Raw genomic sequence first — 11,038 nt, 5'->3', positions numbered from 1 at the left:
AAGCCCGCTCCCACAGGTACGGCACAGGCATCGAGAACCGTGGAGTACCTGTGGGAGCCGGCTTGCCGGCGATGAGGCCGGGACAGACACGACGATGTAGCCTGTGCTGGCCCTATCGCCGGCAAGCCGGCTCCCACACACAGGTACGTCGCTGCTTTCAATGTCTGTGTTGGCCTGTAGGAGCGGATTTATCCGCGATCCGGGGCGCAAGCCCCGGCCATGCACCGCGGTGGATCCATCGCGGATAAATCCGCTCCTACCTCCAATCGGCCACGATCCCATGCTCCAGCGCAAACGGCTGGGCAGCCAGCGTGCGCCGCTGATACTTCACCGCCCGCTCATCCTCGGCCAGCCACAGCATCACCGCCGCCGGCACTTCCGGCGGCGCGCTGCCGGCGCGCAAGGCAATCACACCCTGCTCGCCAATGGTCGCCTTCAGCGCTTCGGTGGTGACCACCCCAGGGTTCAGCGTATAAGCCCGAATCCCGCGCTCACCCAGTTCCACCGAAAGCATGCCGGACAACCGCGACACCGCCGCCTTGCCAGCCCCATACGCATAACCCCAACCGCCCTGGTCAGCAGCCACCGGCGGATCGCTCTCGCCCGCGCCCGAGGTGACATTGATCACCACCCCAGCGCCCTGCCCCAACATGCGCTCGACCACCGCCCGGGTCAGCAGGAACGGGGTAAGGATGTAACCCTTGAACATCCGCTCCAGGGTGTCCGGCTGCAGGGCCATGAATGTCGCGTTGAGGTCGCTGCCCTGGTAGATCGCATTGTTCACCAGCACATCGATGCGCCCGAACTCGGCCAACACCGTCGCGCAGGCCTCCTCGGCCGTGCTGCTGTCGAGCAGGTCCATCGGCACCACCAGCACCCGCGCGCCCAGCGTGCGAATGGCCTCGGCGGTCGCCGTGAGGCTGCCCGCCAGCGGCGCGCCGCTGGCCTGGCGCAAGGCATGGGGATGCTGTTCGCCTTCTTCCACGGTGCGTGCACTGATCGCCACGTCATAGCCGGCCCGGGCGAACGCCAGGGCCGCCGCGCGGCCGATACCCCGGCTGGCGCCGGTAATGAATGCCACTTTGTTCATGCCAGGTCCTTGTCAGAAGCGCGGCGCACGCACCATGGCGTCCATACCACCGTCGATGAACACCACGCTGCCGTGGATGAAGGCCGCCTGCCGGGATTGCAGGAATGCCACCAGCGCGGCGATTTCTTCCGGATGGCCGGAACGCCCCAGCGGCGCAACGAAATCGCGCACCGCCTGACCGAAGCGGGCATCGTCCAGCGAGGCCTGGTGCAGCGGCGTCTGTACCGCACCGGGCGCCACCACGTTCAGGCGGATACCGCGCTGCGCCCAGGCCGGTGCCAGGCGTCGAGCCTGATGGGTCACCGCGTACTTGGAGCAGGCGTAGGCGATATGCGGCTGACCCAGGTCGTTGGCCAGCTGCAGCGCCCGAGCCTCGCCCCCCTCCAGCATCGCTGCCGTCATTGCCTGTTGCTCGGCGCCGGGCTGGGTCGCCGCCACCGAGCCGATCACCAGGGCCGCCGGGGCCTGGCCACGGGCCAGGGCATCCTGCAGACCGTCGAGCAGCTGGCTGACGCCGAAATAGTTGACCGCCAGGATCAACCCGCACGACGGCGCGGTCACGCCAACCCCGGCACAACACACCAGCCCGTCGAGCACCCCGCCACTGCGTTCGAGCACCTGGGCGATGGCCGCCTCACGCCCGGGGGCGGTGGACAGGTCGGCAATCACCTCGGCGTCGCTGCGATCGATACCGATTACCTCATGCCCCGCCGCACGCAAGGCGGCACTGACCGCCGCGCCAATGCCCGAGGCACTGCCACTGATAGCTGTAACAGACATAACGAATCTCCATGATGGGTCCGGCCAGTATCGGCAGGACCGCTACGCGCCGGCATCGTCCTGGCGGACTAAATCCGGCGCGCGGGGGCCGGGTTCAAGCCCGTTGGGGAATGGCCACTGCCAGTTGCGGTGGCGGCACTTTCAGCCGGTCGATGGCCTTGAGCGCCACCTTCGGCTTGCCCAGCGCCACCACGCTGTTGAGGAGGATCCGCACCAGCTCGGTCTGGCGCCGCACGCCGGTCTTGGAGAAGATCGAGCGCAGGTGCGCCCGGGCCGTGTTGCGGCGAATGTTCAGCACCTCGGCAGCCTCTTCCAGGGACAGGCCGTTGGCCAGTTCCATGGCCAGCGCGGTTTCCGCCCGGGTCAGGTTGAACAGCTGCTTGGTCACCACTTCGCTGGCCAGCGACTTGCTGGCCGCATCGCGGATGTACACCAGCGCCGCCGGCTTGCCCTTCTCTTCGGCCCAGTCCAGTGACGGAATCGACTCCACCACCAGGCCCAGGTTGACCAGCCCCGAAGGCCGGGTCACCGACATCGCTTCGGCGCTCTTCGGCGCATCCGGCGAGAACGCCGCGCGAACCAGACGCTGCAGCTCGCGGTTGTCGCTCGGGTAGGTCGCCTCCAGGCGCCCGCCCACCAGCTTCAGGCCGTCGCCGGTGGCGAGAATTTCCTGGGCCACCGGGTTGACCCGCAGCACGCTGCCGCTTTCGTCCAGCACCAGGGTCGCCACCGAAAGCCGGCTGATCGCCTGGGAATACAGCTCGCTGAGCGACTCGCTGCGGTCCAGCAGGTTGTGCACCTGCAGGGCCCGGCGCAGGTGCGGCAGGAACATGCCGCACAGGGCCCGCTCATCGGCCGAGAAGTTCGGCGCATGCTTGGGCCGGGTAATGCGAAAACGCAGCTTGCCGCCGTCGGGGGTGGAGATGTCGGCGCCCATCACGTGGTACACCCCTTGCGGGCCGCAGAACATCTTGAAGTAGGCGCTGTGCTCCCATTCGGTCGAGGTCATGATGTCGTCGACGGTGAACACGTGGTCGAGCGGCTGGTTGGCGAACGGCGTGTTGGTCTGCGGGTAGGTCATGTAGCTGACATCGCCCGCCCCTTCGATATCGCCCGAGATGATCATCACGCCCATGTCGGGCTGGTCGGGCACGCGCAGGATCAAGGTGGCGTAGTTGGCCCCGTAGAGGGTACGGAAGCTGGTCAGCGCCCGGGCCATCAGTTTGGGATCCAGGGCGCCCTGGTAGACCTCGCCGACCAGGCGGTCATAGGCGGCCAGGTCGAGGCCGAGAGCGGCAAGTGCATCATGGGTCAAGACTGCTTTGTCCACAGTGTTCTCCTCGCTCGGGTAAGGCTGGGCCTCCCCTTGTTATTTTTATAATTTCGGCGCGGGGCCAGTGGCCCCTTCGCTGCAACACACCCGCGCCACAGTCTCGCTGGCGGCCCCCGGTGGCGACAATAGGTGCAACCGGGTTTATTTTTTTGGTTACTGGATGCTTCAGCGGGGCTGGCCGCTCAGCACCGCACCGGCTGCCGACTGTCGCGCCACCAACGGCCGGCCCCGGTTGAACCAGGCCGCCAGCGCCGGCAACAGGAAGATCGCCCCCAGCACGTTGACCAGGAACATGAACGACAGCAGCACGCCCATGTCGGCCTGGAACTTCAGCGGCGCGAAGGCCCAGGTGCAGACCCCGATCGACATGGTCAGGGCGGTGAACACCGCGGCCGTGCCGCGCTGGCACATGGCCCGGTAGAACGCCTCGCGCAGGTCCGCGCCGGCGGCCATCTCGTGCTGGATGCGCTCGTACAGGTAAATGCCGTAGTCCACCCCGACCCCGACCCCCAGCGCCATCACCGGCAGGGTGGCGACCTTGAGGCCGATGCCCAGCATCGCCATCAGCGCGTTGCACAGGATCGCGACGATCGCCAGCGGCACCAGGATGCACAGCACCGCGCGCAGCGAGAAGAACGTCAGCCAGCAGAACAGCGCCACCGAGCCGAACAACGCCGCCAGCATGATCACCTCGGCGCGCTTGACCGCTTCGTTGGAGGCCGCCATCACGCCGACGTTGCCCCCGGCCAGCAGCAGCTCGACCTTCGGCGTGCGCACCTCGTCGATGATGCGCCGCGCCTCGCCGATCGCATGGCTGACGGTGGCGCCTTCATGGTCGGTGAGAAACACCAGGATCTGCATCTGCTGGCAACCCTCGGTGACCAGGCCGTCGTCGGGCATGTAGGCCCGGGCGCCCTGGCTAAGGCCGCGGGCGGAACCGGGGATGGCGGCCCAGCGCGGATTGCCTTCGTTGTTGCCGGCGATCACCCGCTTGCCCATGCCGGCCACGCTCTGCACCGACTGCACGCCGCTGACCGCACGCATGCGAAAATCGAAGGCCTCCACCGCGCGCATCACTTCCGGTGACAGGCAGCCTTCCTCGATGCCTTTTACCTCGACGAACACCGACATCACGTCCAGGCCGATCGAGTAGCTGCCGATGATCCGCGCATTGTCCTGGTTGTAGCGCGAGTCGGCGCGCAACTCCGGTGCGCCGGCGCCGATATCGCCCACGGCCAGCTCCCGCGCCTTCCACGCCCCCGCCACCAGCAGCGCCAGGCTCAGCCCGAACACCACCAGCGCAGGGCCAGGTTCGGCGAGCGCCGACAGCCGCCACCACAGGCGATGGCGCCCGCCCTGGGCGGCCTGGGCCTGGCGCAGCGCGCCCGGTTCCAGGCGCAGCCAGGACAGGATGATCGGCAGCATCAGCTTGTTGGTGACGATCATCAGCATCACCCCGATGCAGGCGGTGACCCCCAGCTCATGCACGATGGGGATGTCGATGAGCATGATCACGGCAAAACCCAGGGCGTTCATCAGCAGTGCCAGCGAGCCCGGGATGAAGATCTTGCAGAACGCTGAACGCGCCGCCTCCAGCGAGCTGGCGCCGGCCACCACGTCCTGCTTCCAGGCATTGGTCATCTGTACCGCGTGCGACACACCGATGGAGAAGATCAGGAACGGCACCAGGATCGACATCGGGTCGATGCCCAGCCCCAGCAGCGGCAGCAGCCCCAGCAACCACACCACCGGCAGCAGCGCCACCACCAGCGCGACCAGGGTCAGGCGCCACGAGCGGGCATACAGCAACAGCAGCAGCGCGGTGATGACAAAGGCAATCACGAAGAAGCCGATCACCGTGTTCAACCCTTCGACCACATCGCCGACCAGCTTGGCGAAGCCGACGATGTTGATCTCGATGTGTTCGTTGGCGTACTTGTGGCGGATCGCTTCCAGGCGTTCGGCCACCTCGGCGTAGTCCACCGCCTTGCCGGTCTGTGGGTCGATGTCCTGCAGGTCCGCGCGCACCATCGCCGATTTCAGGTCGTTGGCCACCAGCCGGCCGATCTGCCCGGACGCCGCGGCATTGCTGCGCACCTGGGCCAGGTCGGCGTCGCTGCCGCTGAAGCGCGGCGGCACCACCACGTCACCATAGAAACCCTGCTCGGTGATCTCGATGTAGCGCACGTTGGCGGTGAACAGCGAGGTGACGCTGGCGCGGTTGACCCCGGAGATGAAGAACACATCGTCGGTGACCTTGCGCAGGGTATCGAGGAACTCCGGGTTGTACAGGTCGCCCTCGCCTTTCCAGCGCACGCTGACCAGGAAGCGGTTGGCGCCGGTGAAGTACTGGCTGAAGCGCAGGAAGTTGACCATGTACGCATGGCGCACCGGGATCTGCTTGTTGAAGCCCGGGTCCAGCTGGGTGTGCGTGGCGCTGTAGCCCAGGCCCAGGGTCAGCAGCACGAACAACAGCAACCAGCCCTTGCGTCCTTTCATCAAACCGTTGGCGGTCGCTTCGACGCAACGCGCCACGCGGGTCTGTGCCTTACTCATCGTTCGTCCCTCATTTGCCCAGCGTGGCAAGGTTGCCCGCGGATTCAACGAAAACCCCTTGCTCACCGCCCAGCAACAGGCGTGAACCCACCATGGCCGCCGACGTCAGGGTGCCGTGCCCGCTGATGCGGCTGGCGCTGGCCAGCTCGCCACGGGCATCCAGGCGCACCACCGAGCTGCCGGCGCCGACCAGCACCAGCCCACCGCCCGGCAGCCGGGCATGGCCGTACAACGGCAGCGCATTGCCGACCTCGACCTGGCGCCAGTGCTCGCCGAAATCGTGGCTGACGAACACATGCCCGCGCATGCCGTAGGTCACCCAGTCGCTGGCGCTCAGGCGCACCACGCCGAACAGCGAACCGCTGTAGAAGGCCGGCAGGGTCTGCCAGTGCTCACCGGCATCGCGGCTGCGCAGCACCAGGCCCTGCTCGCCGACCAGCATGCGCCGGCCATCGGCGCCGCCGTCCATGCCGTTGAGGTGGGCACTGTCGATGTCCAGCGCCAGCGGCTGCCAGGTCTGCCCGGCATCGATGGACTGGTAGAACTTGCCGAAGCTGCCGAACGCCATCACCCGCTCGCCACCGGCGGCCCAGACGCCCAGCAGGGGCTCGCCAAGGCTGTCGTCGTGGCGCACTTCGCGCCAATGCTGGCCGGCGTCTTCGGAGCGCAGGATCCAGCCGTCGTGGCCGACCGCCAGCAGGCGCTGGTCGTCCAGGGCTACCAGCGCGGTCAGGGCGACCTGGCGCTGGGGTTGAACCTGGGCTTGTTGCCAGCTGGCGCCCTGGTCGTCGCTGAGCAGGATGCTGCCGCGCTCGCCGACGGCCAGCACACGGCGGCCGACATCGAGCAAGGCGTTGATCTGTACCCGGTCGGCGCGAAGCGGCGGGTTGGCTGGCACGGCCTCGGGGCGTGGGAGGAAGGTGTAGGTGATGGTCAGGCCGACGAACAGGCAGACCAGATAGCCAATCAGCGAGCGCATGGGCAACGCTCCTTGGGGTGACACGCGAACAAAGCAGCCATGGAGCCATTCCTCTTGTTCTTGTCAGGCGCCGGACCTGCGGGGAGAGCCGCAGGGGCAATGGGATAGTCGGCTGGGGCGCGGAACGAAACATCGTCCAAATGGCTTAAGAATCGGTGGCCGGCCGGATGGGGGATGGCAGGTCCGGCCCTATCGCCGGCAAGCCGGCTCCCACAGGTAGTGCGCCGCTCTCAGGCTCAGTGCAGTTCCTGTGGAAGCCCACAGGTAGTGCGCCGTTCTCAAGTGCGGTGGGGTTCCTGTGGGAGCCGGCTTGCCGGCGATAGGGCCCTGAGGGATCAGCGCTGGTAAAGGATCACCAGATCGTTGATCACCGAAGGTCGCTCCTGCCCGACCACATGGGTGTTGATCTCCAGGGTCAACTGGGTCCCCCGCTCACGCACCTCCACCGCCTTGACCCGTGCCCGCGCATGAATCCGCGCGCCAGCCGGCACCGGCGCCGGGAAGCGCAGGCGGTCGGAGCCATAGTTGATCTGCGTGGTGAACCCGGTGATCTCGAAGCCCAAATCCAGCTTCAGCCGCGACTGCAGCACCTGCACCAGCGCACCGTGGGCGATGGTGCCGCCAAACGGGCTGCTGCGCCGGGCGCGCTCGGGGTCGGTGTGGATCCAGTAGTCGTCGCCGGACAACTGCGCGAACGCGTCGATCAGCGCCTGGTCCACCAGAAGGCTGTTGCTCCAGGCACTGAACTGCTCGCTGACCAGCGCCTTCAAGCCCGCTTCGTCGTTGCAGTCGACCTGCACACCGGGCCCAGCCTCGGGCGCGGCCGGTGGCGTGTCGTCGGCGCTGGCCCATGCCTCCAGGCGCCCGACGTCCTGCTCCAGGCCGGTAAAGCGCAACAGCCGGTTGCCCTTGCCGTCGACCTGGGCGAACACCGGCTGCAGCGGCATGCCGATGCGAATCTGCGCCTCGTCCAGCCCCACCAGGGTGGTGTTGATCCGCACCCCTTCGGCCAGTTCCACCACCGCCAGCTTCTGCGGCATCTCGTCGGCGAAGTCCGGCAAGGTCGGGATGCGGGTCAAGGTGAAGCTGTACAAGCTTGCCTGGCCTGACACTTCGCGCCAGGCCGGGTCCTGCGCCAGGCACGCCGGGCAGTGCCGGCGCGGGTAGAACAGCCACTGCTGGCAGGCGCCGCACTGCTGGATCAGCAGGCGGCGGGCCTTCAGGCCCTCCCAGAAGGGTGCGGAAATCTCCGTGGCCACAGGCATCGGTTTGTTGTTGGACATGCTGGTTATGCTCCCTGAAGGATCAATGCGCCCTGCTCGCTCATCACGCCACCGGTCCCGGAGACGTACACGCTGTCACAGCGTTGCAGCTGGCGCTCGCCGGCCGCCCCGGCAATCTGCGTGACCGCCTCGATGACCTGCGACATGCCGCCCGCAGAGCCGGCCTGGCCAAAGCTGAGCTGGCCGCCGTGGGTGTTCATGGGGAAATCGCCGCGCCAGGTCAGGTCGTGCTCGCGCACGAACGCCATGCCCTCGCCTTTGCCGCAGAAGCCGGCGTCTTCGAGGGTGAGCAAGGCGGTGATGGTGTAGCAGTCGTAGATTTGCGCGGCGTCGACGTCGGTCGGTTTCAGCCTGGCCATGGCGAAGGCGCGCTGCGAGGCGGGGCCGATCGGCGTGTGGAGCATGTCCTGGGCGTAGGACGGCGACTTGAAGGCCAGGTGCTCGCCGAAGCCGGTGACGAACGCCGGGCGTTTGCGGGCCTTGGCCGCCAGTTCTTTGGAGGCGACGATCATCGCCGCACCGCCGGCCACCGGCATGACGATCTCCAGCACATGCAACGGGTCGGCGACCATGCGGCTGCCCAGCACCTGCTCGATGCAGAGCGGCTGGCCGAAGAACATCGCCTGCGGGTTGGCCTGGGCGTTGGTGCGCTGGTCCACGGCGATCTTGGCCATCGCCTTGGGGTCGTAGCCATACTGCGCGGCGTAGCGCTGGGCGATCATGGCGTAGCCGGTGTTCTGGCCCATGTGCCCGTAAGGCAGGTCGAACTCCGCCTCCGGCGCACCGAACGCCGTGCTGTGGCCACCAAAGCGCATGGCCCGGGCCATCCAGCCGGCGTCCTCATCCGGCCCCAGCGGGGCCATGCGCGCCGGCAGCACGCACAGTACCGCCTGGCACAGCCCCAGCTCGATGGCGGCGGCGGCGCGCCAGACCATGCCCACCGAGGTGCAGCCGCCGAGGTCGACCACTTCGGCGAAGTTCAGCCGCAGGCCCAGGTATTCGGCGGCCATGGCCGGCACGAACACCGAGGCCTCGTGGAACTGCGGGCCGTTGATCACCAGGCCGTCGAGGTCCGACGCTTGCAGGCCGGCATCGCGCAGGGCCTGGGCGGCCAGGTCGGCGACCTGTTCGAGGTGGAACATCCGGGGTGCCGTCGCGTACTTTTCCGGCTTGTACTGCGCGGTACCCACAATTGCTGCGTGGCCTTTGAGCCCCATAGTGCCTCCATGCCGGGGCCCACAGGCCTCGGCGTTGTCCAGGTGGTCGGTCAGAAGGTGTATTTCATCGAGAAGGTGGCGTAGTCGCGGTCGGCATACGGCCGCTTGATCGGGTCGGGCGAGCCCAGGTAGCCGACGTAGGTCAGGCCGATTTCCAGGTTGCCGAGGTACTTGAAGGTGCTGCCTACGCTGAGGCGGCGGTCGCCCTGCACGCCGGCGATGCTTCCGGACATGGGTGTCGAGCCGCTGAACACGTTGGAGAAGCGCACTGGCACTTCCAGATCCCAGCCTTGGAAAACCCCCGGATAACTGAACGATGCGCCCAAGGTGTAGGCGCTGGCGTCGTGGCTTCTCCAGCCCGATGCGGTCTTGTAGGTGTAGTCATCGGAAGCTCCGACCAAAGGGCGCAGGCTGGGCAGCAGGGCCACGCCTTGCAGGTTGCTGGCGGCAGAGGTGGCGTCGACGCTGTCCACCCGCACATGGATAATCTCGCCGGTCAGGGTGGTCTGGCTGGCCCATGGCCGGTCGCCCAGCACGCGCATGGCCGAGAGTTGAATCTGCTGGCCCTTGCCCTTGGCCGGGGTTGGCCCGAGGCCGGTATTGACCAGCACGGGCGCGCCGTCGCGGTACGACCATTCGGCACCGATCTGGGTTTCGCCGAGCTTGGTCGAGGCGCTGATGCCGGTGAGCTTGATGTCTTCGAAGTACTTCACCCGGTAGCCATTGGCGACAAAGGCCGACAGGCCGCCGCCGACCGGCACCGGGTCGTAGCCGACCAGCGCGGTGGCCGGGTTCTTGTCGTGGTAGTTGACGTGAAACAGCGACAGCTCCAGCGCCGGTACCGGCCGGTAGCGCACCTGCAGCCCCCACTGGCCGCCGTCGCGGGGCTCGTCGGTGCCGCGGTAGGGCACGTTGCCCGTTGGCGTGATGAGGAACTCGCGGCCTGGGCCGATCACGTCGGTGCCGGAAAAGTAGCTGCCCACCGGGGCCAGTTCGGTGCCCTTCCACTCGTACTGCACGTAGCCGCCGAAGGTGAACTGCGGGTTGATCCGGTACGACGCCGACACCTGCCCCACCGGCAGCAGCACTTCCTTGACCTCGACCCCCGGCTGGTTGGCCTTGACCGCATCGGACGGGTTCTGCACGCCGTTGACGCCGGGGTAGTACAGGCTCTCGCCCCAGGACTCGATATGGCGCCCGGCCTTGACGTCGAGCATCGTGTCGTTGTCGAAGCGCCAGCCCCCGAACACGTAGGCATCCAGCAGGCGGGTACGGCCACCGCTGTAGTAGCGCGCATCGCTGGTGAACTCGTCGTTGTCGCCGTTCTTGTTGACCGTGGCCGGCGAGTCGTTGTCGTTCTTGCGGTGGTACACGTCGTCGTAGAAGGTACTGGCGCGCACCACGGCGCCATAGTTGTCCATGCGCAGGATCATCTCGCCGAGGGCACCGACCCGGTTGGTGGTCAGGCTGCCCTCGTTGAAGTTGCGGTTGGCATCGTCGGCGTTGACCGTGAGCAGGCGGTCGCTGGGCTTGCCCAGGCGCACGCCGATGCCGTAGCTGGTGGTCACCGACCAGTCGATGGTCGCGCCGTTGTCGAACTCCAGGGTTTCCCCGGACCAGGCCGGCGTCGGCGCCAGCACGATCGCCGCCGTCAGGCTGGCAAGCTGGACGCTGCGACAGGCAAGGGCAGTGCCGTTATTGTTGTTCTTGTCGATCACACGGGCTCTCCTGTTAGGCAACCGGCTGGCTGCCTGGAATGGTCAACGTTGCCGTCGGGCCGCCCGCCGCTTCGGCGGCGGG

The 11,038-nt window shown here is 67.3% G+C and carries 8 protein-coding genes; all 8 read right to left on the bottom strand.

Annotated features, from left to right (window positions below; all coding sequences use genetic code 11):
• Positions 1 to 256: 256 nt before the first annotated feature.
• The gene (locus tag PMI38_RS11705) at positions 257 to 1,090 is read right to left on the bottom strand and encodes an SDR family NAD(P)-dependent oxidoreductase (protein ID WP_008094074.1); all 834 of its coding nucleotides are present in this window, start codon (positions 1,088 to 1,090) and stop codon (positions 257 to 259) included.
• A gap of 12 nt (positions 1,091 to 1,102) precedes the next feature.
• The gene (locus PMI38_RS11700; protein WP_008094072.1) at positions 1,103 to 1,870 is read right to left on the bottom strand and encodes an SDR family oxidoreductase; all 768 of its coding nucleotides are present in this window, start codon (positions 1,868 to 1,870) and stop codon (positions 1,103 to 1,105) included.
• Positions 1,871 to 1,964: 94 nt separating this feature from the next.
• A complete protein-coding gene (locus tag PMI38_RS11695) occupies positions 1,965 to 3,200 on the bottom strand; it encodes a helix-turn-helix transcriptional regulator (RefSeq protein ID WP_008094070.1) in 1,236 nt (411 codons plus the stop codon).
• Between the two features lie 168 nt (positions 3,201 to 3,368).
• Complete coding sequence (locus tag PMI38_RS11690) at positions 3,369 to 5,759, bottom strand: efflux RND transporter permease subunit (RefSeq protein ID WP_008094067.1); 2,391 nt, start codon at positions 5,757 to 5,759, stop codon at positions 3,369 to 3,371.
• Positions 5,760 to 5,769: 10 nt separating this feature from the next.
• Positions 5,770 to 6,738 carry a WD40/YVTN/BNR-like repeat-containing protein gene (locus tag PMI38_RS11685; RefSeq protein ID WP_008094066.1) on the bottom strand — a complete coding sequence of 323 codons (969 nt, stop codon included), beginning with the start codon at positions 6,736 to 6,738 and terminating at the stop codon, positions 5,770 to 5,772.
• 335 nt (positions 6,739 to 7,073) lie between these two features.
• A complete protein-coding gene (locus PMI38_RS11680) occupies positions 7,074 to 8,021 on the bottom strand; it encodes a bifunctional OB-fold nucleic acid binding domain-containing protein/MaoC family dehydratase (RefSeq protein ID WP_008094065.1) in 948 nt (315 codons plus the stop codon).
• Between the two features lie 5 nt (positions 8,022 to 8,026).
• Entirely contained in the window at positions 8,027 to 9,238 is a 1,212-nt protein-coding gene (locus tag PMI38_RS11675; protein WP_008094064.1) for a thiolase family protein, read from the bottom strand.
• 50 nt (positions 9,239 to 9,288) lie between these two features.
• Entirely contained in the window at positions 9,289 to 10,956 is a 1,668-nt protein-coding gene (locus PMI38_RS11670) for a DUF1302 domain-containing protein (RefSeq protein ID WP_008094061.1), read from the bottom strand.
• Positions 10,957 to 11,038 lie beyond the last annotated feature (82 nt).

It is taken from the genome of Pseudomonas sp. GM84 (assembly GCF_000282535.1).
Taxonomy (GTDB): Bacteria; Pseudomonadota; Gammaproteobacteria; order Pseudomonadales; family Pseudomonadaceae; genus Aquipseudomonas.
The sequence above is the reverse complement of the archived record's forward strand: the minus strand, read 5'-3'. Positions and strand labels throughout refer to the sequence as shown.

What these genes read in the sequence shown, in the direction of transcription:
- PMI38_RS11705 (WP_008094074.1), bottom strand. Translation starts at nt 1,090, where the DNA reads ATGAACAAAGTGGCATTCATTACCGGCGCCAGCCGGGGTATCGGCCGC.
- PMI38_RS11700 (WP_008094072.1), bottom strand. Translation starts at nt 1,870, where the DNA reads ATGTCTGTTACAGCTATCAGTGGCAGTGCCTCGGGCATTGGCGCGGCG.
- PMI38_RS11690 (WP_008094067.1), bottom strand. Translation starts at nt 5,759, where the DNA reads ATGAGTAAGGCACAGACCCGCGTGGCGCGTTGCGTCGAAGCGACCGCC.
- PMI38_RS11685 (WP_008094066.1), bottom strand. Translation starts at nt 6,738, where the DNA reads ATGCGCTCGCTGATTGGCTATCTGGTCTGCCTGTTCGTCGGCCTGACC.
- PMI38_RS11680 (WP_008094065.1), bottom strand. Translation starts at nt 8,021, where the DNA reads ATGTCCAACAACAAACCGATGCCTGTGGCCACGGAGATTTCCGCACCC.
- PMI38_RS11675 (WP_008094064.1), bottom strand. Translation starts at nt 9,238, where the DNA reads ATGGGGCTCAAAGGCCACGCAGCAATTGTGGGTACCGCGCAGTACAAG.